Origin of the sequence: Gulbenkiania mobilis (genome assembly GCA_004346645.1) — a bacterium.
Taxonomy (GTDB): domain Bacteria; phylum Pseudomonadota; class Gammaproteobacteria; order Burkholderiales; family Chromobacteriaceae; genus Gulbenkiania; species Gulbenkiania mobilis.
Genome location: SMDA01000002.1, coordinates 1 through 24,278 on the forward strand (window position 1 = coordinate 1; position 24,278 = coordinate 24,278).

General features: G+C 63.1%; 24 protein-coding genes, 3 tRNA genes and 1 riboswitch. Of the genes, 11 read left to right on the forward strand and 16 right to left on the reverse strand.

What is annotated here, in order from left to right:
* From EV669_RS02775 to EV669_RS02810, 8 genes are all read right to left on the reverse strand, one after another.
* The coding region (locus tag EV669_RS02775) for an elongation factor Tu (protein ID WP_132097835.1) at positions 1-782 on the reverse strand (782 nt) is incomplete at its 3' end.
* A gap of 37 nt (positions 783-819) precedes the next feature.
* Positions 820-894, reverse strand: a tRNA-Thr gene (locus EV669_RS02780).
* Between the two features lie 22 nt (positions 895-916).
* Positions 917-990: transfer RNA gene (locus tag EV669_RS02785), tRNA-Gly, on the reverse strand.
* A 50-nt stretch (positions 991-1,040) separates the two neighbouring features.
* Positions 1,041-1,125, reverse strand: a tRNA-Tyr gene (locus tag EV669_RS02790).
* 152 nt (positions 1,126-1,277) lie between these two features.
* Positions 1,278-1,529, reverse strand: coding sequence for a YfhL family 4Fe-4S dicluster ferredoxin (locus EV669_RS02795; protein WP_132097836.1), 252 nt, complete (start codon positions 1,527-1,529; stop codon positions 1,278-1,280).
* 79 nt (positions 1,530-1,608) lie between these two features.
* Positions 1,609-2,202, reverse strand: coding sequence for a 16S rRNA (guanine(966)-N(2))-methyltransferase RsmD (gene rsmD / locus EV669_RS02800; RefSeq protein WP_132097837.1), 594 nt, complete (start codon positions 2,200-2,202; stop codon positions 1,609-1,611).
* Positions 2,203-2,285: 83 nt separating this feature from the next.
* The gene (locus EV669_RS02805) at positions 2,286-3,629 is read right to left on the reverse strand and encodes a M16 family metallopeptidase (RefSeq protein ID WP_132097838.1); all 1,344 of its coding nucleotides are present in this window, start codon (positions 3,627-3,629) and stop codon (positions 2,286-2,288) included.
* Positions 3,616-4,986, reverse strand: coding sequence for a M16 family metallopeptidase (locus EV669_RS02810; RefSeq protein WP_132097839.1), 1,371 nt, complete (start codon positions 4,984-4,986; stop codon positions 3,616-3,618). Before EV669_RS02810 ends, EV669_RS02805 begins: the two co-directional genes overlap by 14 nt.
* Before the next feature lie 79 nt (positions 4,987-5,065).
* Here EV669_RS02810 and ftsY point away from each other — a divergent pair, with 79 nt between their 5' ends.
* The 4 genes from ftsY (at position 5,066) to rpoH (ending at position 8,844) form a co-directional block, all read left to right on the forward strand.
* Positions 5,066-6,226, forward strand: coding sequence for a signal recognition particle-docking protein FtsY (gene ftsY, locus EV669_RS02815; RefSeq protein WP_132097840.1), 1,161 nt, complete (start codon positions 5,066-5,068; stop codon positions 6,224-6,226).
* A 60-nt stretch (positions 6,227-6,286) separates the two neighbouring features.
* The gene (gene ftsE / locus EV669_RS02820) at positions 6,287-6,940 is read left to right on the forward strand and encodes a cell division ATP-binding protein FtsE (protein ID WP_055434007.1); all 654 of its coding nucleotides are present in this window, start codon (positions 6,287-6,289) and stop codon (positions 6,938-6,940) included.
* Entirely contained in the window at positions 6,937-7,845 is a 909-nt protein-coding gene (gene ftsX, locus EV669_RS02825; protein ID WP_055434006.1) for a permease-like cell division protein FtsX, read from the forward strand. Before ftsE ends, ftsX begins: the two co-directional genes overlap by 4 nt.
* A gap of 132 nt (positions 7,846-7,977) precedes the next feature.
* Positions 7,978-8,844 carry an RNA polymerase sigma factor RpoH gene (gene rpoH / locus EV669_RS02830; RefSeq protein WP_054286769.1) on the forward strand — a complete coding sequence of 289 codons (867 nt, stop codon included), beginning with the start codon at positions 7,978-7,980 and terminating at the stop codon, positions 8,842-8,844.
* Between the two features lie 64 nt (positions 8,845-8,908).
* Here rpoH and EV669_RS02835 read toward each other — a convergent pair whose 3' ends face one another.
* Together EV669_RS02835 and EV669_RS02840 are read right to left on the reverse strand one after the other, a co-directional pair.
* Positions 8,909-10,699 carry a PglL family O-oligosaccharyltransferase gene (locus EV669_RS02835; protein WP_132097841.1) on the reverse strand — a complete coding sequence of 597 codons (1,791 nt, stop codon included), beginning with the start codon at positions 10,697-10,699 and terminating at the stop codon, positions 8,909-8,911.
* 79 nt (positions 10,700-10,778) lie between these two features.
* Entirely contained in the window at positions 10,779-12,203 is a 1,425-nt protein-coding gene (locus EV669_RS02840) for a PglL family O-oligosaccharyltransferase (RefSeq protein WP_165922684.1), read from the reverse strand.
* A 30-nt stretch (positions 12,204-12,233) separates the two neighbouring features.
* On the opposite strand from EV669_RS02840, the gene EV669_RS14010 reads away from it, so the two are divergent.
* Positions 12,234-12,587 carry a hypothetical protein gene (locus EV669_RS14010; protein WP_165922685.1) on the forward strand — a complete coding sequence of 118 codons (354 nt, stop codon included), beginning with the start codon at positions 12,234-12,236 and terminating at the stop codon, positions 12,585-12,587.
* A gap of 70 nt (positions 12,588-12,657) precedes the next feature.
* Here the strand turns inward: EV669_RS14010 and EV669_RS02845 are convergent, their stop codons facing one another.
* Both EV669_RS02845 and EV669_RS02850 read right to left on the reverse strand, forming a co-directional pair.
* On the reverse strand, positions 12,658-13,119 hold the full coding sequence (locus EV669_RS02845; protein WP_165922708.1) for a pilin: 462 nt from the start codon (positions 13,117-13,119) through the stop codon (positions 12,658-12,660).
* 27 nt (positions 13,120-13,146) lie between these two features.
* Positions 13,147-13,650: a pilin gene (locus tag EV669_RS02850; protein WP_207913769.1), complete on the reverse strand. Its 504-nt coding sequence runs from the start codon at positions 13,648-13,650 to the stop codon at positions 13,147-13,149.
* A 149-nt stretch (positions 13,651-13,799) separates the two neighbouring features.
* Between EV669_RS02850 and bioA the strand changes: the two genes are divergently transcribed.
* From bioA to EV669_RS02870, 4 genes are all read left to right on the forward strand, one after another.
* Positions 13,800-15,146, forward strand: coding sequence for an adenosylmethionine--8-amino-7-oxononanoate transaminase (bioA, locus tag EV669_RS02855; protein ID WP_054286773.1), 1,347 nt, complete (start codon positions 13,800-13,802; stop codon positions 15,144-15,146).
* Positions 15,147-15,208: 62 nt separating this feature from the next.
* Positions 15,209-16,723 carry a hypothetical protein gene (locus tag EV669_RS02860; RefSeq protein WP_132097844.1) on the forward strand — a complete coding sequence of 505 codons (1,515 nt, stop codon included), beginning with the start codon at positions 15,209-15,211 and terminating at the stop codon, positions 16,721-16,723.
* Between the two features lie 61 nt (positions 16,724-16,784).
* Positions 16,785-17,906, forward strand: coding sequence for a glutamate 5-kinase (gene proB, locus EV669_RS02865; protein ID WP_054286775.1), 1,122 nt, complete (start codon positions 16,785-16,787; stop codon positions 17,904-17,906).
* A gap of 131 nt (positions 17,907-18,037) precedes the next feature.
* Positions 18,038-19,111: an ABC transporter substrate-binding protein gene (locus EV669_RS02870; protein ID WP_054286776.1), complete on the forward strand. Its 1,074-nt coding sequence runs from the start codon at positions 18,038-18,040 to the stop codon at positions 19,109-19,111.
* Between the two features lie 67 nt (positions 19,112-19,178).
* On the opposite strand, the gene EV669_RS02875 is transcribed toward EV669_RS02870, so the two are convergent.
* Together EV669_RS02875 and EV669_RS02880 are read right to left on the reverse strand one after the other, a co-directional pair.
* Positions 19,179-19,574, reverse strand: a complete 396-nt coding sequence (locus EV669_RS02875) for a hypothetical protein (protein ID WP_054286808.1) — start codon at positions 19,572-19,574, stop codon at positions 19,179-19,181.
* A 60-nt stretch (positions 19,575-19,634) separates the two neighbouring features.
* Positions 19,635-20,573: an ROK family protein gene (locus tag EV669_RS02880; RefSeq protein ID WP_318271290.1), complete on the reverse strand. Its 939-nt coding sequence runs from the start codon at positions 20,571-20,573 to the stop codon at positions 19,635-19,637.
* Positions 20,574-20,947: 374 nt separating this feature from the next.
* On the opposite strand from EV669_RS02880, the gene EV669_RS14015 reads away from it, so the two are divergent.
* Positions 20,948-21,097: a hypothetical protein gene (locus EV669_RS14015; protein WP_156340752.1), complete on the forward strand. Its 150-nt coding sequence runs from the start codon at positions 20,948-20,950 to the stop codon at positions 21,095-21,097.
* 370 nt (positions 21,098-21,467) lie between these two features.
* Here EV669_RS14015 and EV669_RS02885 read toward each other — a convergent pair whose 3' ends face one another.
* Both EV669_RS02885 and ruvB read right to left on the reverse strand, forming a co-directional pair.
* Complete coding sequence (locus EV669_RS02885; protein ID WP_132097845.1) at positions 21,468-22,199, reverse strand: glutamine amidotransferase; 732 nt, start codon at positions 22,197-22,199, stop codon at positions 21,468-21,470.
* A 51-nt stretch (positions 22,200-22,250) separates the two neighbouring features.
* Complete coding sequence (gene ruvB, locus EV669_RS02890; protein WP_054286778.1) at positions 22,251-23,285, reverse strand: Holliday junction branch migration DNA helicase RuvB; 1,035 nt, start codon at positions 23,283-23,285, stop codon at positions 22,251-22,253.
* Between the two features lie 74 nt (positions 23,286-23,359).
* Positions 23,360-23,506: riboswitch (FMN riboswitch) on the forward strand.
* 125 nt (positions 23,507-23,631) lie between these two features.
* Between ruvB and ribB the strand changes: the two genes are divergently transcribed.
* On the forward strand, positions 23,632-24,273 hold the full coding sequence (gene ribB, locus EV669_RS02895) for a 3,4-dihydroxy-2-butanone-4-phosphate synthase (protein WP_132097846.1): 642 nt from the start codon (positions 23,632-23,634) through the stop codon (positions 24,271-24,273).
* The last annotated feature ends 5 nt before the right edge of the window (positions 24,274-24,278 follow it).

Below are 24,278 nucleotides of genomic sequence, written 5' to 3' on the forward strand. Positions count from 1 at the left end.
ACGCCGGTGCAGGTGGTCTTGGTGGTGGCTTTCAGACCAACGATTTCGATTTCTTCGCCGACCTTGATGATGCCGCGCTCTACACGACCAGTCACTACGGTACCGCGACCCGAGATCGAGAACACGTCTTCGATCGGCAGCAGGAACGGCTTGTCGATAGCACGCTCCGGCGTCGGGATGTAGGAGTCCAGCGCATCAGCAAGACGGAAGATTGCCGGTTCGCCGATTTCGGACTGATCGCCTTCCAGGGCCTTCAGTGCCGAGCCTTTGATAATCGGCAGATCGTCGCCCGGGAAATCGTACGACGACAGCAGGTCGCGCACTTCCATTTCCACCAGCTCAAGCAGCTCTTCGTCATCAACCATGTCGCACTTGTTCAGGAACACGATGATGTACGGTACACCCACCTGGCGGGCCAGCAGGATGTGTTCGCGGGTCTGCGGCATCGGACCGTCAGCGGCCGAGCACACCAGAATGGCGCCGTCCATCTGGGCAGCACCGGTAATCATGTTCTTAACGTAGTCGGCGTGACCCGGGCAGTCTACGTGTGCGTAGTGGCGGGTCTCGGTTTCGTATTCTACGTGCGCGGTGTTAATCGTAATACCGCGGGCCTTTTCTTCCGGCGCGCTGTCGATCTGGTCGTAACCCTTGGCTTCGCCACCGAATTTCTTCGACAGAATCGTGGTGATCGCTGCGGTCAGCGTGGTCTTACCATGGTCAACGTGACCAATGGTGCCAACGTTTACGTGCGGTTTCGTCCGCTCGAACTTTTCCTTAGCCATGGCAATTTCCCTGAATTCGAAAACAAGGTTTGATCGATGGTGCCCATGGGCAGAATTGAACTGCCGACCTCTCCCTTACCAAGGGAGTGCTCTACCCCTGAGCTACATGGGCCCTTAACAGGCACTAAATCGCTTGGAGCGGGTGAAGGGAATCGAACCCTCGTCGTAAGCTTGGAAGGCTTCTGCTCTACCATTGAGCTACACCCGCCTGGAGCGGACGACTTGAGCTGCACGCCGCCAAGACGCTTTAAAGTATTCTGGTGGAGGGAGAAGGATTCGAACCTTCGAAGGCAGAGCCGTCAGATTTACAGTCTGATCCCTTTGACCGCTCGGGAATCCCTCCTGAAAGAGACCCGAATGTTATAGATGAGCCGCAGGACCGTCAACAGCTTTTTGCATTTTTTTTCATGTTTTTTGACCGGCGTTCGACGATTTAACAACAGAAAGCCCCGCTTCCACGGGGCTTTTCCTTCCGGCTCAACGGCTTAGCCTGCTTCATGCCTTGCCAGTGATGACCAAGTACTTCTGATGAAGCTCTTCCGGGGTTTCGGGGTGAGCCGGGTCGATCAGGATGCAGTCCACCGGACAGACCTGCTGGCATTGCGGTTCGTCGTAGTGCCCGACGCACTGCGTACAGAGGTTGGGGTCGATCTCGTAGATTTCCTCACCCTGGGCGATGGCGTTGTTCGGGCATTCGGGCTCACAGACGTCACAGTTGATGCATTCGTCGGTAATCAGCAAAGACATAGTAAATTCCTCAAGTATTTTTCAAGGATGGATTCTGTCACCGGGTGCGGCGCATCAGCAAGTCCGACCCGTTATATCGTTATGTGGGGCCGTTCGCGGCCGGTTCGAGGTCGAGCACGCCGTCCGTAAGGGCGCGCTGCCAGAGCCCGTAGTGCACGGCGCCAGCGCGATCCTGACGCAGACATACCCATTCGGGCCCCGGGTCTTCCTCCTGTCCGCTCTCTATATAGAGTGCCCCAGCCGGGGCAAGCCGCGCCTTGACGTGCGGCAGAACCTGGGCCAGCAGCTCCGAGCCGAACGGCGGATCAAGGAAAATGACGTCGAAAGTGTCACGACTGCGGGCGAGGAAACCGAGGGCATCGCCTTGGATGATCTCCACCGCAGTGGCGCCGAGCAGGACACCATTGGCACGCAGGCTTTCCGCTGTTACGCGGTTCTTTTCCACCATCAGTACGCGCCGCGCGTGGCGCGAGGCCGCTTCAAACCCCAGTGCTCCGCTACCGGCGAACAGGTCGAGGCAGGTGCGGCCCGTGAGGTCCTGCCCCAGCCAGTTGAAAAGGGTTTCACGGACGCGGTCGGAGGTTGGCCGAAGGCCGGCCGCTTCGGGGAAGGAGAGCAGACGCCGGCGGTACTGTCCGCCGATGATCCGCACCTTGTTGCGCTGGTTGCTCATGCAGGAAAGGGGCGTGCGTGCGACAAAGCGGGCAGTTTACATGGAACCGCCCGCCCTCGTCGCCGTTTTGCCTTGCAAAGCCATCAGGGTGTGGCGCCCACCACCACGGTGGCCATGCGGGAGGGGTCCACCCGGCGGCGCCACGCCTCACGCACGCTTTCCACCGTGACCTTCTCCACTTCACGCGGGTAGCGGTCCAGGAAGTCGAGCGGCAGCCGGTACCAGCCGATCACAGCCAGATAGCCCAGCAGTTTGGCGTTGCTGTCGAACCGCAGGGGGAAGCCGCCCACGATGTTGGCACGCGCCTGATCGAGTTCGGCCTGAGTAGGGCCTTGTTCGATGAAGGTGCGCAGCGTTTCCTGCATCACACCCAGGGCGCTTCTGGCCTGGTCCTTGCGCGTGGAAAAGCCGATGCTGAAGGGGCCGGCTTCCTGATACGGGACCAGTTCGCTCGATGCGCCATAGGTCAGCCCCCGCTTGTCGCGCAGTTCCTTCATGAGGCGGGCGTCGAACCCGCCCCCGCCGAGGATGTAGTTGCCCACCATCAGCGGGAAGTAGTCGGGATCATTGCGGGTAAAGAGGGGTAGCCCGGCGGCCACGTGCGCCTGACTGCCCGGATGGGGCAGGTAAACCGGCGCAGGGTTGGCCGAAGATAGCGGAACGGCCGGAACCGGCGGTAAAGGCGCGCCTCCTTTGGGCAGACCCGTCAGCAGAGTCGCGGCAAGCTGGCGCGCCGCCCCTTCGTTCAGGTCGCCGACGATCGAGATCACTGCCGATTGCGGCCGGTAGTGGCTACGCCAGAAGGCCAGCACGTCCGCACGCTGCAGTCGGGTAAGCGTGGTTACATCCACCGCGGCCTCCCGCCCGTAAGGATGCTGACCGTAGATCTGCCGCTCCAGTGCGCGGTCGGCGAGGTAGCTGGCGTCGGTTTCCTGCTGGCGCTGCCCTTCGATGGCGCGGCGTTTCTCCCGTTCGAACACCGCAGGCGGGAACACCGGCTGGCTGATCACAGCTCGCAGCACATCAAGCGCGGCATTGCGCTCGGGCGCACGGGACAGGGTCCGCAGCCGGATGCCAGCCGACTCCAGCCCGGCATCGGTGGAGAGCGACGCAGCCGCATCGGCCAGGCGCTCACGCAGACGTTCTTCGCTCAGGCTGCGCGTGCCGGCGTCCAGGAGGGCAGCCGTCATGGAGGCAAGGCCGGGCTTGTCGGCTGGGTCGCGCCGGCTGCCAGCATCGAAGGCGACATGGATGTCGAGGATGGGGTTGGCGTGGCTCTCGACGAAATAGACCCGTGCGCCATCGGGCTGCTGCCAGTGCCGGATCTCCACGGCACTGGCAACGGGCACCGCCATGACCGCCAAGAACAGCGCGACCAACCAGCCGCTTCGGCCAACCTGCGCGGTGGTACGCTTAGCGAACGCCATGACTGTCTCCTCCTTCCATCGGCATGGACTTGGGTGCCCCCTTGGGCAACGGTTGGGGCACCAGTGTCACCACGGTCAGGTCATCGTCCTTCAGCCCCCTGGCCACGGCCTGGACCTGCTGCGAGGTGACGGCCGTCAGACGCCGCACGAACTCCGGCTCGTCCCGCCAGGAAAAACCCAGCGATTCCACCGTGCCGATCTGCATGGCTTGTGCAAACATCGAGTCCTTCTCGTAAATCCGTGCCGCTTCGACCTGGCGACGCACCCGTTCGAGCTCGGCCGCGCTCACCCCTTCTCGGGCGATGCGATCCAGTTCGGCGCGGATGGCCTTTTCGAGGCGGGCCGGTGCCACGCCTTGTGCAGGCACTCCGATCACGGTGAACAGCGCTCCGGCCCGGGTGAGCATGTCGTAGCTGGCCGACACGCTGGTGGCGACCGCCTGCTCGCGTACCAGCCGCCGCGGCAGCCGCGAGGCATCCAGGCCATCCAGCAGTGAGGCGAGCATGGCGTAGGCGTAGGGCTCGGACTGGTCGATACGCTCCAGTCGGGGGGCTTTCCAGGCAAGCGCCAGGTACGGCAACTCGGAAGGAGCCTTCACACTCAGACGACGGATGCCGTTCTGGGGCGGCTCCGGCTGCGGCCGTCGCTCGGGCAGGGTACGTCCGGCCAGCCCTCCAAAGGCGGCACGGGCTTGGGCAAGCACCTCCTCCGCTTTTACGTCGCCCACCACCACCAAGGTGGCGTTGTTGGGCACATACCACTGGCGGTACCAGGCACGCAGGTCGTCAGGCTTCATGCTGTCCAGATCGCCCATCCAGCCGATCACGGGGGTACGGACCGGGCTGGCAATGAAGGCGCCGGCGTAGAGCGCTTCGTACAGGCGCCCGGTCGGCTGGTCGTCGGTGCGCCAGCGGCGCTCTTCCTTCACGACGTTCAGCTCGCTGTTGAACGCCTCATCCTTGAAGGCGAGGTTGGCCATCCGGTCGGATTCCAACTGGAGCGCCAGTGGCAGCCGGTCGGCAGCCAGCTGCTGGAAGTACACTGTGTGGTCGCGGCTGGTGAAGGCATTGTCCTTGCCGCCGGCGGCCGCGATCAGACGACTGAACTCGCCAGCGGGGACCTTCTGCGTACCCTTGAACATCATGTGTTCGAGCAGGTGCGACAAGCCGGTGCGGCCGTTGACTTCGTCCACACTGCCCACTCGGTACCAGAGCTGCGATACTGCCACCGGTGCACGGTGGTCTTCCTTCACGATCACTTTCATGCCGTTGTCGAGCACGGCTTCATACGGATTGGCCAGAACAGGCCGGGCCAGGCCCAGAAACAGGGCCACGGCAGATAGGGCCAAGCGATGCATGGCGTGTTCTCTCTTTCCCGATCGATTTTAGCGATACAATTTCAGCATTTTTACGCCATCCCCTTGACCGTGACAAAGCATGTTTAGTTTCTTCAAGAAGAAAACCCCCCCGCCCGCCCAGCCGGAAAAACAGCCGGAGCCCAGCCCCGAGACAGACGCAGCGGCCCCTGCCCCCACGCCGGCGCCCGAGGCCGCCCCCACAGTGACGGTCCCGACTGCGCCCTTGCCCAGGGCCGCGGACGAAGCGGACAAAACCAGCGGGGCCGGCCAGCTCAAGACCAGCGCCGTGGAGCCTTCCTCTCCTGCGCCTGCCGCACCGGAACCCGCCCGCCGCCCAAGCTGGACCGAGCGGCTGAAGGCCGGTCTCTCCAAGACCCGCGACAAGCTGGGCAAGTCGCTGGCAGGCCTTTTCGGTGGAGGCAAGATCGATGAAGACCTCTACGAAGAGCTGGAAACCGTCTTGCTGACCGCTGACATGGGTGTGGACGCGACCACCCACCTGCTCAAGGATGTGCGCGAGCGGGTTTCTCTACGTGGTCTGAAGGACGCCAGCGAACTCAAAGGCGCCCTGAAGGATGCGCTGGCCGACCTGATCGAGCCGCTGGAGAAACCACTGCAGGTGGAAGCGAAGAAGCCCTTCGTCATCATGCTTGCCGGCGTGAACGGAGCAGGCAAGACCACCAGCATCGGCAAGCTGGCAAAGTATTACCAAAGCCAGGGCAAGAGCGTGCTGCTCGCTGCGGGGGACACTTTCCGCGCGGCCGCCCGCGAACAGCTGATGGCCTGGGGCGAGCGCAACAACGTCACCGTGATCGCCCAGCAGGGCGGCGATGCGGCAGCGGTATGCTTCGATGCCATCAAGGCCGCCGAGGCCCGCGGCATTGACATTGTCCTGGCCGATACCGCCGGCCGGCTGCCGACCCAACTGCATTTGATGGAAGAGATCCGCAAGGTCAAGCGCGTGATCCAGAAGGCACGACCGGATGCCCCGCACGAGGTGGTGCTGGTGCTGGATGCCAACATCGGTCAGAACGCGCTCAACCAGGTGAAGGCCTTTGACGAGGCTTTGGGCCTGACCGGCCTGATTCTTACCAAGCTCGACGGCACCGCCAAGGGCGGCGTGATCGCAGCCATTGCCAAGCAGCACCCGGTGCCGTTGCGCTTCATCGGCGTGGGCGAGAGCATCGACGACCTGCGCCCCTTCAGCGCCCGCGACTATGTGGATGCCCTGTTCGATTGATGGAACACATTGCCTGCACGGCCAAACGGCCCTGCGGTAAAAACGCATGAGGAACCGCCGATGATCCAGTTCGATCAGGTCACCAAGCGCTACCCGGGTGGGATCGACGCCCTTAAGAATCTGTCGTTCACCATCGAGAGCGGTGAAATGGCCTTCTTGGCCGGCCACTCCGGCGCCGGCAAGTCCACCCTGCTCAAGCTGATCGCCGGCATCGAGCGCGCCACCAGTGGACGGGTGATGGTCAACGGTCACAACCTTTCTCGCCTGCGGCGTAGCCAGTTGCCCTACGTGCGCCAGCACATCGGACTGGTCTTTCAAGACCACAAAATCCTGTTCGACCGCAACGTGTTCGACAACACCGTCCTGCCGCTGGACATCATCGGCTTTGACCGGCGTGAAGCCACCCGACGGGTGCGTGCGGCGCTGGACAAGGTGGGACTGGGTGGCAAGGAGAGAGTGATGCCCATCCGCCTGTCCGGAGGTGAACAGCAGCGCCTGTGCATCGCCCGGGCAGTGGTGCACCGTCCAAGCATCCTGTTGGCTGACGAGCCTTCGGCCAACCTGGACCGCGCCTACGCGCTCGACATCATGGAGCTGTTCAAATCCTTCCATCAGGTGGGCGTGACCGTTGTGATTTCGGCACACGACGAAACCCTGATGGAAGATTACGGACGCCGCATCATCCGCCTGCGAGAAGGACAGTTTGCCACATGAAGCACTTTCTTTTTCTGCATCTTCAGAGTGCCCGCCAGGCCCTGCACAAGATCCTGCGCCAGCCTTTCGGCAGCCTGCTGAACCTCCTGATGCTGTCGGTGGCCCTCGCCCTGCCGCTGTCGCTGTACGTGGGCATCAACAGCCTGCAGGGCTGGCTGGGCAAGCTCACCGCCAGCCCGCAAATCTCGCTTTTCATGGAGACGAGCGCCGAAGAGGCCGATATCGCCGCCGTGGACCGCACGCTACGCGGCCATCCCAGGGTGGCCCGCTACCACTTTGTGAGCAAGGCCCAGGCACTGGCGGATCTGGAAAAACGCAACGCTCTGACAGGGTTGGCCGAAGGCCTGGAAGGCAACCCCCTCCCCGATGCCTTCATCGTCGAGCCCCGCGATGCAGAGCCACAGGCACTTGAAATGCTGCAGAAGGAACTGTCTGGTCTGCCGATGGTGGAAAGCGCCCAGTTCGATGCCGACTGGGCAAAACGGCTCTACAGCCTGCTGGAGCTGGGACGCCACCTGACGTGGCTGCTGGCCGGTGTGCTAGGGGTGGCCCTGGTTCTGATCACCCATAACACTATCCGCATGCAGATTCTGGCCCGACGCGAGGAAATCGAGGTCTCCAAGCTGATCGGCGCCACCGACAGCTTCATCCGCCGCCCCTTCCTCTACCACGCGGTATGGCAGGCGGTGCTGGCCACTCTGATCGCCTGGGGCCTCACGGAATGGCTGGTAGCCATTGCCGGCCCTGCGGTCAGCCAGTTCGCCCAGCTTTATAATGAACATGTTGACCTGCATGGCCTGCGTCCCGCCGAACTTCTGGGGGTGATGGCTGTCTCTGCCCTCCTTGCCATGCTCGGCGCCCGCCTCGCGGCCGACCACCAGCTGCGCCAGATCGAGTCGTCCTGACCGGCTCAGCCATAAGGGTTTTCTGCTATCACGGCGATAGAGAAATACCATTGTCAGCGGAACTTGCGATTCTGGCACTCGTCCAATCCGAGTGCTAAAATTGCATTACCCATCAAGGAGGTAATCCGTTACATGACCGCCACTTTCGCATTGCCCGTTCCTTCCACCAGCGGCAGCCTGGAGCAGTACATCCAGACCGTGAACAGCATTCCGATGCTGACCGCCGAGGAAGAGAATGCGCTTGCCACCCGCTTCCGGGTCGAAAGCGACCTGGATGCTGCGCGCAAGCTGGTGCTGTCGCATCTGCGCGTTGTCGTATCGATTGCCCGTGGCTACTCCGGCTATGGACTGCCGCAGGCCGACCTCATCCAGGAAGGCAACATCGGCCTGATGAAGGCGGTGAAACGCTTTGAGCCCGGCCGCGGTGTGCGCCTGTTCTCGTTTGCCATTCACTGGATCAAGGCCGAGATCCATGAATTCATCCTGCGCAACTGGCGTCTGGTACGCATCGCCACCACCAAGCCGCAACGCAAGTTGTTCTTCAACCTGCGTAGCATGAAGCAGGGGTTCTCGGCGCTTACCGACAAGGAAGCGCGCCAGATTGCCGAAGAACTGGGCGTGAAGCCTGAGGAAGTGCACGAAATGGAAACCCGCATGACGGGCCATGACGTGGCACTCATGGCCGAAGAAGGCGACGACGAGAGCTTTGCCCCGATCGACTGGCTGGCCGACAGCGAGCATGAGCCGGTGCGCGAGATCGAGCGCAAGGCGTATGACCATCTTCAGAGCGAAGGGCTGGTGTCGGCGCTGGAGACCTTGGACGACCGTAGCCGCAAGATCATCGAAGCTCGTTGGCTGGCCGATGACGGTGGCCGTACCCTACACGATCTGGCAGCGGAATTCGGTGTCTCTGCCGAACGCATCCGTCAGATCGAGGCCAAGGCCCTGACCAAGATGAAGACAGCGCTGGTGGCCCAAGGCGAAGCCGTGGTGATCTAACAGGCATGGTGCCGATGAAACAAAAAGCCCCTCCGTGAGGGGCTTTTTTCATGGGTACCAGGGTCTAGCGATACTGCGCGGGCAGACGGTCATAGACCTCGCTGGCCACTACCCGAAGGCCTTCGTACGCGGGTTCGCTCTCGGGCAGGGCGTTGTAGTAGTCCCCGGCATACGTCGGAAACGAAGCCAGGCTCGTGCGCAAGGTGGCTTCGGCCAACCTGCCTTCCCCGGCCAGCGCTTCGAGCTGCGCCTTCTTGAGCATCACGTCCGGATAGGGCCGGAACGCTGCCAGCAGAGTAATCCAGTGACGCTTTTCCGAGAGGTGCTCACGCGTGGGGGGCAGGTAATTGTCGAGCGTGTTGAGCGCGTGAAAGGCAAACATCGGTTCGTCGCGTACGATCGCCTCCAGCCGGTTCACGCGAACGGCATCCCGCCCGGGGTTGCCAGTCGGTGTATACAAGTCGACCAGCTCCCAGTAGCGCGGCATGGTCATCACGGAGAGCACACCGACCAACAGCAGGGCGGCCCCTGTTGCCAGACTGCCGGCACGCGGCAGGCGCAGTACCCGGCCCGGCGCTAGCGTCAGCCAGATGACGCACACGGCCAGGAAATACAGGTACCACAGGGGGTACTCCAGCAGGCTATGGATGAAGCTGACGGACAGCGCCATCACCGGCAGCAGGGTTTCCACCGTGGCGGGCTGACGGAAGAACGGGATCAGCAACAGAAAAAAGCCCCCCACCGCCAAGAGGGTACCGGCCAGCCCGGTTTCGGCGAGCAGCTGCAGGATAAGGTTGTGACAATGCGTAAAGAGGCCGCTGTTGTAGCCGGCCGCGGCGAACGCCGGCAGTGTCTGCAGTCGTACGCTCTGTACGGCAAACTGCGACCAGCCGGCGCCGAACCAGGGCGCATCGCGGAACACCAGCCACGCCTTGTGCATCTCCCCCAGCCGACGCGAGCCCATGCCATCACTGTTGCTGGCCAGTCGCTCTATGCCGCTGGCACCGGTGACTTGCGAGGCCATCAGCCAAGACAGCAGCTGATTGAAGAGCGGCAGCAGCAGTTGGAACAGCAGCACACATCCGGCCACCGCAGTCACCACCCCCAGCATGCGCCGCACAGTGTAGGTGCGCGCCCGCCAGTACCATATTCCGGCAAGGGCCACCTCGGCCACCAGGTACAACAGTACCGTCCGCGAACCGGCCCAAGCCAGCATGGCAGACAGCCATAGCGTAAGCACGATCAGCCATTTGCGCGACATCTGACCGGTCACATGCAGGTAGACCCCACACAGCAGACCCCACATCAGGTAATGCGCATACTGGTTGCGCTGGCCGATATGCCCGAAGACGTTGGTGGTCGGATGACTGTGATCATAGAACAGCACCCCACCCATCACCTGCGCCAACCCGGTCAACTGGCAAAAGCCGATCAGGGACTGGACGATCGCGCCGGCCACCAACGCCCAGGCCAGCGCTGTCAGCACCCTGGAAGTACCGAAGTGCAGCTTGAGCTGAGCCGTCACTAACGCCAAGACGGCCAGCGCCACAAAGGCCAGTGCCGTGGCGGAATTGAGCCCGGGAAACACCAGCGGCACCAGCCACACCTGCGCCTGCCAGTAGGCAGCCAGCCCCAGCATCCACACAGCGGCAGCCGGTAACTGGCGCAGCCCCTGCCCCGCCAACAGCAGACATGCTCCTGCCAGCGCTGTCAGCCACACTACGTTGATCTCACCGAAGTACTGCGGCAGGGGGACATAGTGCACGCGTGACGCGAAGGGCACGATAGCGATCAGAGCCCAGGCGAACAGGGCCAAGCTGGGCAGGCATTGCAATACAGCGTTACGCGGCAGCATGGGAGCAGGATTGGGAGACAAAAGGGAGAAGGATAGCGCAGCCGCCCGCTACATGAAATGCGAGCAGGTGCGCCAACGGTCAGAACAGCAAGGTCCGGCTGACGGGCGCAGCCACAGTGTTGACTGCGGCCAGGGCGCCCTCACGCTGATACGTGGCAAGCGCCGTCTCAGACAGGCGTTGCAGGGGCACTAAGGCCGGATGCTTCTGGCTGTGCAGCATCCCGAAGATGAACGGCAGTGCATCGGGGTACGCGGCAATTGCCTGCACCACCAAGTCGCGAGCGCCCGCAGCATCGCCCTTGTACGCCCGCAGCATTGCCACCTTCAACAGCAGGTTGACATAAGGGCGGTATTTCAGGAGGGGCTCGAGTTTGGCAAGCTTGATATTCACATACTCGGCGCTGGGAACCAGATAATTGGCCAGCACCATGTCTGCATCGTAACGCCAGACAGGGTTCAGCCCGATGCGTTCCAGCTGGGCAATACGCTGCTCGTTCTCGGCCACCGAGGGCGCCGGAATGTTGTACGCCACCAGTTTCCAGAAGTTGGGCAGGCCGGTGGCCAGATAGACACCCATGGCCAGAACCAGGCTGCCTCCCAGCAGACGCCGTAGGGCCGGGCGGATCTCCAGCGTGATGGGCCGAAGCGGTGACAGGGCCAGCACCAAGCATAGTCCCAAGAGGAAAGGCAGGTACCACAACGGGTATTCAAACATCGAATGTCCCAGCGTCACCATGGCCATGCTGATCAGGAACAGGTTTTCCGGCGTCGTCTCGCCCTTGCGGAAATAAGGCAGCAGGCAGAGGAGCAGCCCCCCCACCACGATCAGGGTACCGACGATGCCTGTTTCGGCCAACAGCTGGAAGATCAGGTTATGGCTGTGGGTGAAGAGAGCGCTCTCGGGTACCTTGGGCAGGCCGCCGTAGGCTTCCAGCCAGACACTCTGTGCCGCATAGCCACCCCAGCCCACGCCAAACCAGGGATGCGTCTGGAACACCATCCACGCCTTAGTCCACTCCACTCGCCGCCGCGCACCAAAACCCGCATCCATCAATCGGTCCGCACCGCTGGACAGATGCAGGGGCAGACCAAGGGCGGACAGTCCCTGATTGATTTCCTGCATGAAAAACTGCGTGAAGGCGATGGCCATCACCGCCCAGGCCGCGGCCTTGCCGAACTGCTGCACGGTCGCATCCTGGCGTGCGCGCACTGCCCACAGCAAGGCCAGCAGGCCAAACCCCAGGCCGTAGGCGAGCACCAGACGCGAGCCCGACCACCCCATCACCAACGTCAGGAATGCGATCGCAGGAAGGAAAAGCACGGTGCGCAAGCGACCGTGTGCGTGCAGATAGCAGGCGGCGATCATTCCCCATCCCAGATAATGGGCGAACTGGTTACGCTGTCCAATGTTGCCCATGATGTTGCCTGTGGGGTTCATGGCGTCCACTACCAGCCAGCCCCGGGCCAAGGAAGCAAGCCCCAAGGCCTGCGCGACCCCTACCAAGGCCTGTCCTAAGGCACCGAAGACAAGCAGATGGGCTACCAGGGTTACAAGACGCTCTTTACCGTTGTCTGCCGCTTCCCGGAAAAAAACCTGACTTCCGATGGCGCCCGCACTCAGTACCAGAACAGCCTGTCCACTGAGAAAGTCGGATCTTCGGCCTGCAATGACAGCCACGACCATCAACAGGACCATCACCAAAGCTGCATACGGCAGTTGAGAACACTGACTTTCACGTGCGCCTTCTTGCCTTGGCATCAAAAGCAACACCATCAGTCCGGACACGGCCAGCATGTCCGTCAAGGCATCCGGGAGAGGGGAAAATCTCCATACATTGTTGAAGGCGATGATGAGGACGATGCCAAGCCCCACAGCCATCCCAAGTGATCTGTATTTTTCGTTGTTCATAAAAATAAAAAAGCGCCCTGATCGGGCGCTTAGCAGGTCTTAAATAGCATTAGCGGCAGTTACTCGGTACCCACTTAGCTTCAACAGCAGTGGTGCCAGAAGCGCTGCAATTCCAGGCAATGCTGCCACCCGAAGCGATACCAGTCAAAACCAACTGTTTCTTAGTTGCATCGACTACAGGTTTGTACTCAATAGTAATCGTTCCTTGGCTTGCACTCGTGCTGGTTGCCGTGACACTTTCTACGGCATTACCGGTAATAGATGTGGGTTCCGGCAATCCATAAGTACCGTTGCTGGCTGCGACACCACCCGATGCGTGGAAGGTGCCTTTCGTCGAGTAATACTCAGTCATGGCCGTTTTGGCAGCTGCCGCGAGCGTCAAGCCTTCGCTGACATGAGCGCGCTTGGTGTAGTCCTGATAAGCCGGAATGGCGATGGCGGCCAGAATACCAATAATGGCCACCACAATCATCAGCTCGATCAGGGTAAAGCCCTGCTGTACTTTTTTCATCATTGCGTCCTCGTTTTGTCTAAAAAACTATTCCCTGCAGTTAGTTGGCATCAACCGCCTTATTTCTGCAGAAGAACCCGTACACCGCCAGAAATAGCCCCCGCTAGCGACCTGAGGGATCAGCCAAGCTTCAGCCCCGCTGGCGACCTTCTCGTTAAGCAGCACTGCAATAAGCATTTCAGTGCCGGATGCCCGCACCTCCAGCGCATTCACCGAAGCACCGGCATAGCTTTCGGGCGCTGACAATCCTGCAGAGGCATTGCTTGCCGGCCAGAACCCTTTTGCAGCATGAAACTCTTCCACTGCATGCTTTGCTGCGCTGGCCAGGCCCAAGGCTTCAGTAAGATAGGCCCGGCGAGTGTAATCCTGATAAGCCGGAATCGCGATCGCCGCCAGAATACCAATAATCGCCACGACGATCATCAGTTCGATCAGGGTAAAACCTTGTTGCTGGTCGTGCATGGTGGCCTCTCGAAGTACGGCGTTGATCATGCACGGATCATGCCAGAACGGCAAACTGCTGTTTTTCATGCGTTTTCATGAGGCAGCCTCGTTACATACCTGTCGTCAGTGGTCCACACCTGACGATTTTTGTCAGGTACCTTATTTACGACATTGACAAGCAGGGGCGGTGACTGGAGACGTGCTAGCATGGCGGGCCTGTTGTCAGGAGCTTTCGTATGAGTAATGAGGCATGGCTTGAACGCAGCCGGGCAGCGGTATGGCACCCCTGCACGCAGATGAAGCGGCATGAAACCCTGCCGCTGATTCCGGTGGCCCGCGCCGAGGGGGTGTGGCTGGAGGACTTCGAGGGGCGTCGCTATCTCGATGCGGTCAGTTCTTGGTGGGTGAATTTGTTCGGGCACAACCATCCTCGCATGAAGGCTGCCTTGAAGGCCCAGCTGGACGAACTGGAACATGTCATCCTCGCGGGGTTCACCCATCGCCCGGTGGTGGAGCTTTCGGAACGGCTGGGCGCACTGACAGGATTGGGGCACGCCTTCTACGGCTCGGACGGTGCCAGCGCGGTGGAGATTGCGCTCAAGATGAGCTTTCACTTCTGGCAGAACCGTGGTGAGCCAGGAAAAACACGCTTCGTCAGCCTGGAGAACAGCTACCACGGTGAGACCGTGGGCGCCCTCGGCGTGACCGACGTCCCGCTGTTCTCGCGCACCTATGCGCCACTGCTGCAACCTGGCCTGCGTGCACCCTCGCCGGACGCCAGGTTGGCCGAAGCCGGCGAGACGGCAGCCGATGTTGCCACACGGGCCGCCCAGGGGCTGGAGGCACTGCTGGAAGCGCACGCCAGCGAGATCGCCGCCTTGATCGTGGAGCCACTGGTCCAGGGCGCAGCGGGCATGGCGATGTACGACCCCAGCTATCTTGCGACAGCCCGCCGCCTGTGCGACCGCTACCGTGTGCACCTGATCGCCGACGAGATTGCCGTGGGCTTCGGCCGCACGGGCAGCCTGTTTGCCTACCAGCAGGCGGACATCCTGCCTGACTTCGTCTGCCTCTCCAAAGGGCTGACCGGCGGTTACCTACCCCTCTCCTGCGTGCTGACCAGCGATATGGTTTATCAGGCCTTCTATGATGACGACGTCACCCGGGGGTTCTTGCATTCGCACAGCTACACCGGCAATGCGCTGGCGTGCCGCGCGGCGCTCGAGGTGCTGGATATCTTTGCGTCCGAAGATGTGCTTTCGGCCAACCAGGCACGTGCGGCCTGCTTCAGCCGGCTGCTGGAACCGGTGGCCCGCCATCCCTCTGTCCGACATTTCCGCCATTGCGGGATGATCTGGGCTTTTGACGTGGAAACGGATCGCCCCGACTTTGCCCAAGCCTTTTTCCAGGCGATGCTGGAGGAAGGCGTACTGCTGCGTCCGATTGGCCGTACGGTGTATTTTATGCCGCCCTACATCCTCGCCCCCGAGGAGATGCAGCACCTGGCCGCCGCCACACTGCGTACGCTGGACAGGCTGGGGCAGACCACGGCAACCGTCGACAGCGGCCCGGCGCTCCCGTAAGCTTGACGCTTACCCGGAATTCATAACGACATCGACAGTCCCCTTACGCAAACGGCAGCCGTGTGGATCCACTTGCCCTGACCCTCCCCCCGACCGACCAGGACCCGAGCCTGGCCATGACCGAGCCTGCGCAGTTGCAGGACTGGCTGTCCACGCTACCGTTCACGCGCCTGACCGACTGTGGTCGCCAGCTGGTCGAGGCCCTCAGCCAGCTTAACCGTGTACCCCTGGACTGCACCGTGCGCTACCGGCTGCTGCTGCAGTACCTGGCCACCATCGACCATTACTATCCGGCGCTGGAAGGCGAGATGCAGCAGGGAGATCCAACCACATCGATGCGTGCCCGGCAGGCCACCCGCCTGGGGCTGCAGCTCTTCGTGGCGCTGCACACCGGCTTCAAGCGTGCCCTGAGCGACCGGCTGGCCAAGCGGGGCTTTCTGGAGCGCGATCAGCCCAAGATCGACCTGGCCGCCTACACCCTGTTGACGGCGCGGCAGATCATCTACATCGCGGCCGGCCATTACGCCAGCGTGGGTGAAGGCTTCTGGCATGACTGCCATACCATCTACTGCACCGTGCGCGAGGCAGGCTGGGCTGACAGGCCCTCCATTGTGGAGGACACGCTTGAGGTGCTGTACCTGCAGATCCTGCTGATGGGCATCACCCCCAGCAAGGGACTGACGGAGGCTGAGTTCTACCCGGCGCAGCAGATCATCCTCCAATATGCCTCCAGTGCCTGCCTGATCCCGGTCGAAGAGCTGGCGGGACCCATGGCGGGCTTCTACGTCCACTGCAACCACGACACCCCCCCTCGCTGGCTTGGCGGCGAAGGCAGCCAGCAGGCCGACTGGCTGCTCGATGTCAGCAGGTTGGCCGAACACCTGCATGAACGGCAGATGCAGCTGGAGCAGATAAAGGGCAGTAGCCCGGCGAGCGGCCCGGTGGAAACCGAGCTGGCGCTGGTGCGGCGCCTGACCCATGAATGGCGCCACCCTCCCCGCCGGCGGCATACCCGTCTGCCCTTGGGGGAGCGGGTGGCAGCCATCTCGCAACTGATACCGATCTGGCAATACCTGCAGGCCCAGGCGGGGCGGCCACTGCCGGGCGTACCCTTCGTCAAGCCGGCCCAGATGGAGGTGGTCAACCAGAGCCCGCTCGGTTTCCTGCTGCGCGGTCACAGCCAAGGTTACAGCCTGCGCGTAGGCGAGCTGCTGTTGCTACACCCGCCGGCCAAGCCCACGGCCTGCACCCTGTGCGTGATCCGATGGGTGGCCCTGCCGGCGGACAGCGACCTGCTGGAATGCGGCGTGGAGGTGCTCGGCCGGCTTCCGGTGCCGGTGCTGGCCATGCCCACCATCACCCATCAGGCCGATACACTGCAGCCAGCACTCAAGCTGCCTGGCATCACCAAGCTGGGGCGGCCTCCGCTGCTGCTGCTGCCGGGACGGCTGTTCAGCCGGTTGCGCGAATTCCGCCTGCAGGAGGACGGGGACGAACGCTTGGTGCGCAGCACCCGCCTGGATCGGCAGACCCCGCACTACCAGCTGATGGAGTTCCAGGACAGCGCCCATTTCTGAGGGCGCCCGGCCGATAGGTTTGGGGTACACTCGCAGCTTTGACGTTCAAGGATGGTTCAAGATGCACTCGGTGATTCATGCCGCCCAGAGGCTGGTGATCAAGGTCGGCTCCAGCCTCGTCACTAATGACGGCAAGGGCCTGGACTTGGCCGCACTGGCGCGCTGGGCTGCGGAGATTGCCGAGCTCAAGCGCCGCGGCAAGGCCGTGGTGCTCGTCTCCTCCGGTGCGATCGCCGAAGGCTGCCAGCGCTTGGGCTGGGCACGGCGCCCCAAGGCGGTGCACGAGTTGCAAGCCGCTGCGGCCGTCGGCCAGATGGGGCTGTGCCAAGCCTACGAGAGTGCTTTTCGTGAGTATGGCCTGAAGACGGCGCAGGTACTTCTGACGCACGAGGACCTGGCGGACCGGACGCGTTATCTGAACGCACGCAGTACCCTGCACACCCTGCTGAACTTGAACGTGGTCCCGATCATCAACGAGAACGATACGGTGGTGACCAACGAGATCCGCTTCGGCGACAACGACACGCTCGGGGCCTTGGTGACGAACCTGATCGAGGCCGACGCCCTGGTGATCCTCACCGACCAGCAGGGCCTGTACACGGCAGACCCGCGCAAGCACCCTGAAGCGTGCTTGGTGCACGAAGCCCGCGCCGGTGATGTGGCCCTGGAGGACATGGCCGGGGGCGCAGGCTCCAGCGTCGGCACCGGCGGCATGATCACAAAGATCCTTGCGGCCAAGCGTGCCGCCCGCAGTGGCGCCGCCACGGTGATCGCCTGCGGCCGCGAACGCGAAGTATTGTCACGTCTGGCAGACGGCGAGGCCATTGGCACCCAGCTCGTACCACCTACCAGCCGCATGGCCGCTCGCAAGCAGTGGCTGGCCGACCACCTGCAGCTAGCCGGCAGGCTGACCCTGGATGCCGGCGCAGCCGAAGCCATCCGCGAACGCGGCACCAGCCTGCTGCCGATCGGCGTGATGGCGGTGGACGGTCACTTTCTGCGCGGCGACTGCGTGGCCTGCGTGGACCCCTCGGGACAGGAAGTGGCCCGGGGCTTGGTGAACTACAGCTCCGACGAAGCACGGCAGATCATGCGCAAGCCTACCCGCGACATCGAACCCACGCTGGGCTACCTGGTGGAGCCGGAGCTCATCCACCGGGACAATATGGTGGCCCAGCACTGAAGTTTCCCGGAGGCCTGCAGCAGACACCCAGGCTTCCGGACCGGCGCCCAGACGCCTTCAGCCCCTGTCCAGCCGGACGGGGGTTTTGATTTTATAAACAGCAGTGCCTTTTTTGACGAGGATCAAACTCTATGAAAAAGCTCGCTTTTTTAGCGCTTATGGCTCTGAATGCGGGCGCGGCCCAGGCTCAGGACGTTCTGCACATCTACAACTGGAACAACGCCCTGTCTGCCGATACCGCCAAACGTTTTGAACAGTATTGCAACTGCAAGCTGGTGCAGGACTACTACGGCGACAACGAGGAGATGCTGGCCAAGCTGGCGGCCGGCGCCAAAGGCTATGACATGGTGTTTCCGACCGCCTTCGCAGTCAGCACCTTGCTCAAGCAGGGACGGCTGGCGCCACTGAACAAGGCGCAGTTGCCCAACTGGAAGAACCTGAATCCCGGCTACCTGAAGCTAAACGACCCCTTCGACCCGGGCAACCGTTATGCGGCCCCCACCGTGGTCTCGCTGACGCTGATCGGCTACAACGAAACCCAGCTCAAGAAGGCAGGGGTACTGGATAAGGCAGACAGCTGGGCACTGATCTTCGATCCGGCCGTGCTGGCCAAGATCAAGGGCAAGGTGACGGTGCTGGACAGCCAGCGCGAGCTGATGGCGGCCGCCCTGCTCTATCTCGGACGTGACCCGAATACCACCCGCCCCGAAGACTGGCAGGCAGCGGCCGAGGTGATCCGCAAGGCCAAGCCTTACTGGGCCGCCTTCAACAACCAGAGCTACATCAAGGAACTGACGGTGGGCAACGTCTGGGTGGCCCACGGCTATTCCAACGACCTGTTCCAGGCACAGCAGGATGCGCGCAGCGCCAAACGGCCATTCACCCTTGCCTACCGGCCGCAGAAGGAGGGCAACATCCTGGCCGTGGATAACATGACCGTGCTCAAGGATGCCCCGCGCCCGGATCTGGCCCACAAGTTCATCAACTTCATGCTGGACGGTCGCAATGCCGCAGGCATCTCCAACCAGATCGGCGCCACCAACCCGGTACAGGCTGCGGAAGCCTTCTTCCAGCCGGAGATCCGCAAGAACCCGGTGATCATGCTCAACCCGTCCGCGGGCAGATATGTCCCGCTGAAGGACCTGGACGTAAAGAGCCGGCGCGAGCTCAACCGGCTGTGGACCGCGCTCAAGATCGGTAGCTAAGACAGCCCGCCCCAAACGAAAAAGGTTGCCTTACAGGCAACCTTTTTCGTGTACCGCCAGACGCAGCTTACTCTTCCGGCCGCTGGTGCTTAAGCTCGATCGCCCGCACGATAACGTAAGCGATCATCGCGCACAGGAAAAAGAGCAGCATCATCCAGGCAATGCTCTGCAGGCTTTCGATCAGCGTGCGATAGATCTCGAGTGTCCAGCGCATGCCGTTCAGCTCCAGTGCGGCCGATTCGCGTGTAGCGGTGATGTATTTCTCCAGCTCCCACAGGCGTACGCCGCCCGACACCCCCACCACCACGATTGCAAAGCGCAGGTAGCGCCGCCACGCATCGGCCAGGTCGGCCCCCACGATGCGCGCAAGAATCTTGTTGACGGCCGCATCGAAGAAGCGGGCGGTAACGAGCGAGGTAAGCAGTGCCACGGCAAACGTGGCGGCCATCAGTGCGAAAAACATGGTGTCCATCCTGAAAAGTGAAGAGCTGACCGGAATTGTACGCACCCGGCCGGCCGCACGTCACCCCGTTACCGGGGCCCACAGCCAGGCCGCGCCACGCACGCCCGAGCTGTCGCCATGCAGCGGCGGCACGATGCGGGTGAGCACGGTGTCGGAGAACACATGCGGGGCCATGTATTCCGGTAGGGTGCGATAGAGACGGGCCAGATTGGAGAGCCCGCCCCCAAGCACGATGACCTCGGGATCGAAGAGGTTTACCACTTGGGCAAGGGCGCGTCCCAAGCGGCGCTCGTAGGTTTCCAGAACCGCCATGGCGCACTGGGCATTGCCTTCGGCCAAGGTGGCGATCTCCGCTGGGGTAGCAGTCAGCCCGGTCTGCGCGGCGTACTGGGCCTGCAGGGCCGGCCCAGACAGGTAAGCCTCCACGCAGCCATGGCGGCCGCAGTAGCAGCCAGGCAGTGGCAGATCGGACGCCTCGGGCAGCGGCAGCGGCATGTGCCCCCACTCGCCAGCGATGTGGTTGGCTCCCTGCCACAGCCTACCCTCCAGCACCATCCCGCCGCCGACACCGGTGCCCAGGATGACGCCGAACACCGCGCGTGCATCCTTTCCGGCGCCATCGATGGCTTCGGAAAGGGTAAAGCAGTTGGCATCGTTGGCCAGTCGCACTGGCCGCTGTAGCAGCGCCTCGATATCCGCCTGGAAAGGCTGGCCATTCAGACAGGTGGAATTGCAGTTCTTCATGCGGCCGCCCGACTGTGAAGGCGCGCCGGGAGTGCCGATGCCTACTGTATAGTCACCACCGATCTCGGCCTCTGCGCCCCGCACGAGTGCGGCGATGGCATCCAAGGTACCCGCATAGTCACCCTGTGGGGTGGGAACGCGCTGGCGCAGGCGGACCTCACCATCGCCGGCGAGGGCGACCAGCTCGATCTTGGTGCCGCCTAGGTCTATGCCGATCCTGTACATGAAAGCCACGCTGAAGATGAAAGCCTGCATTTTGCCATGCGCCCGTCCGCCCCGCAGCGCACGCGCCCCGCTGTCCATGCGGAGGCTGCCATGAGCGCTTGTCCTGTACCTGCCTGCGGCCCCAGGCGCCTTGGCCGCGGGCACGCTGTACCGTATTCCTCTACGCGAACGCGAAGTCGTGGGATCGTAAGGAAACCCCACAACACCCTGAATGTGCACTGCCTCCCCCACGCGAACGCGTACTCACGACCCTGGACGGGGGTGGACCGCAGCCAACGCTGCATGGCCGGATACTGCGCTTTACGTGCGGAGCGGACGGTTTCGGCAAGGGGAATGAGGACCGCCCGGCCCACCAGAATTTCCTGATCCGCACGCGGGCTCTCTTCGTTGCGTGTGGCTATAACGTGGCTCTCTTCGGCCAACCCAGCGATGACCCCGCACTCGACCATGAGGTCCGCATCAGTCAGATCCATCTTGCCGACGTGGGAGGCGAGCTGACGCCGTGCGGTGCCTCGTCCGACACCGCGGTGGCGGGTGAGCAGCCGCCACCATAGCACTGCCGGCCCAGACAGGGGCCTTGCGCTAGCAGGTAGCTCACGGGCTGGTTTGGTGCTGACCTCCTCGTGGGTGCGTCCCAAGAAGTCAGCGGCCATGCCAACGCAAGTACTGGCAACGCTGCACTCTGTCGGTGCTGCCGGTCAAACACATCAACGCGCGCTGGCCGCTGTGCTCGCCGTACGCCTTGCCGGGTGAGCTATAACGCCTGTCCACCGCACCGATGCGGGAGTTAATGAGGATGGAGGGTGAGGGTATGTCACGGCGCCGCCCTGCGGAGACGTGCATCACCATGGGTTCACGGTCAGGAAAAGGCGAGGATCGGACCGACCACCGGGGGGATGGATGGCCCGGGCCCGCTAGGCGGCTTCAGGCATCTGCGTTGCGACGTCGGCAGACCAGCTGGCTGAAGCGGGCAAGCAGGTTGCCCGCCATGGGCGTGGGCCGGAGCGCATCGAGCAGCACGTCCGGGTCGCGGTTGGCGTTGCGTAGCCGCTCCGCCAGGGTTTCGATATAGCCAGCCATCGCGGCCTGATCGAACTCTGGGTGGAACTGCACCCCCCAGGCGCTACCGCAACGGTAGGCATGGTGCGGCTCGTAGGCATTGCCGGCCAGATGGACTGCCCCGGGCGGCAACCGCAGCACCGTCTGCCAGTGGATCACGTTGGCCTGCAGCACGGGCGGCAAGTCGTGGAACAGCGCGTCCTTGCCCGCAGCCGGCTTCAGCTGAATGTCCACCACGCCTACTTCAGGGCCGTCCGGATGGTAGCCCACCTCACCGCCCAGCGCGTAGGCGATCAGCTGGTGACCATAGCAGATACCCAGCAGTGGCACCTCGGCGGCCACGGCCTCCCGAATCCAGGCAGCGGTAGCCTCGCTCCACGGCAGATGGTCGGTAACCATGGCGGGCGAACCGGTGATGACGGCCCCGGCACAGTTCGCCACTGGCGGCAGAGGCTCGCCAGCGGCCACATGCACTTCCTGCCAAGCACGGTCGCAGTCGGCAAACTCGCGCCGCAGCCAGTCAGCGAACTGCCCCAGACGCGCCCCCACCGGCGCAGGCGGCTGCCCGGTACGGATGATCAGCATCGCATTCTTCATGTTCTGCCCCCTGTCGATGTGTCCGGACGCCCACGGCACCTGTCAGTGTGCTCAGTCGCGCACGGGCAGGCCGAAGTGTGTGTAGGCCAGCGAGGTGGCCATGCGGCCCCGTGGCGTGCGCTGCAGATAGCCCTGCTGGATCAGGAAGGGCTCGATGACGTCCTCAATGGTATCGGTGGATTCGCCGATGGCGGCGGCCACGTTGTCCAGTCCCACCGGCCCGCCGCCAAATTTCTCCAGTATGGCACCGAGCAATTTGCGGTCCATCACGTCGAGTCCGGCCGGATCCACATCTAGCATGGCCAGCGCCGCATCCGCCACGGCGGCGGTCACGGTCCCGTCCGCCTTTACTTCGGCATAATCGCGCACGCGGCGCAGCAGTCGGTTGGCGATGCGAGGCGTACCCCGTGAGCGGCGCGCCACCTCGAAGGCACCGTCTTCGGCCAAGGTGACGTTCAGCAGCCCCGCAGAACGGGTGACGATCCGTGTCAGCTCCTCGGCGGTATAGAACTCCAGCCGCGCCACGATCCCGAAGCGGTCGCGCAGCGGGTTGGTGAGCATGCCGGCGCGGGTGGTGGCCCCCACCAGCGTGAACGGCGGCAGATCGATCTTGACCGAGCGGGCGGCCGGCCCTTCGCCGATCATGATGTCGATCTGGTAATCCTCCAGCGCCGGGTAGAGAATTTCCTCCACCACCGGCGAGAGCCGGTGGATCTCGTCGATAAACAGCACATCGTGCGGCTCCAGGTTGGTCAGCAGTGCCGCCAGGTCGCCGGCCCGCTCCAGCACCGGCCCGCTGGTCTGACGCAGGTTCACACCCATCTCGCGCGCTACAATGTGTGCAAGCGTGGTCTTGCCCAGACCCGGCGGCCCAAACAGCAGCACGTGGTCCAGCGCCTCGCCGCGCTTCTTGGCCGCTTCGATGAAGATTTCCAACTGTTCACGGGCCTTCTTCTGGCCCACGTACTCGTCGAGTGCCTTGGGCCGCAAGGCCCGCTCCAGGGCCTCCTCCTGCGCGGACAGGCTCTGCTGGGTGACCAAACGGCGCTCTGGGGCGCCGCCGGTAAGGTTGTCGGTCTGGATCATGGAAAGTGGCTCGCGTGCAATGGGGGAATGTTACCACTGGTATACTGCACACAGCCGTCCGGGTGCCGGACGGCTGACGTCTTCGGGGCGGGGTGCAACTCCCCACCGGCGGTATGGTCGCAAGACCGAGCCCGCGAGCGCCCCTGCCCTGCGGCAGGGGGTCAGCAGATCTGGTGAGAGGCCAGGGCCGACGGTAACAGTCCGGATGAAAGAAGACGACGCCTTACCCGGACCGCTCGCGCTCCGGGCTTTGTGTCGTATGCGCGCTTGCGCAGCGGGTGGCTCTGTGCCGTCCGTCTCACGCCTGCGGGACGTGTTTCTCGATCTCAACTTGAGGACCGTTTCCATGACCCTATCCACCGACCTTACCACCCAGCGCATCGAACAGGCCCTGTCCGCCCTGCGCCGGGGGCTACCCGTCATCGTCTCCGACGATGCCGACCGCGAGAATGAAGCCAACCTGATCCTGGTGGCGGAAATGCTGACCGCGCCCGAAATGGCACGCATGATCCGGGATGGCAGCGGCATCGTCTGCCTGTGCATCACGCAGGAACACGCCGAACGGTTGGCGCTGCCGCCGATGGCCGCACACAACGGCAGCCGCTACGGCACTCAGTTCACTGTGGCCATCGAGGCAGCCGAGGGCGTGACCACCGGAGTCTCGGCCGCCGACCGGGTGACCACTATCCGCGCGGCCATGGCAGTGGATGCCAGGCCCCAGGATCTGGTGCGTCCGGGCCATGTTTATCCCATCGTGGCCCGCCCCGGCAGGCTGCGCGAGCGCCGAGGCCATACCGAAGCGGCCGTGGAGCTGGCCCGCCTGGCCGGATTTCGCCCTGCCGGCGTGCTGTGCGAGCTGATGAACCCTGACGGTACGATGATGCGCGGCCCACAGTTGACGGCCTATGCCCTGCAGCAGGGCCTGCCCCAGCTCACCGTGGCCGAGCTTGCCGCCTGGCTGGAGCAGGGGCGCGCCGCGGCAGCCTGACGGGC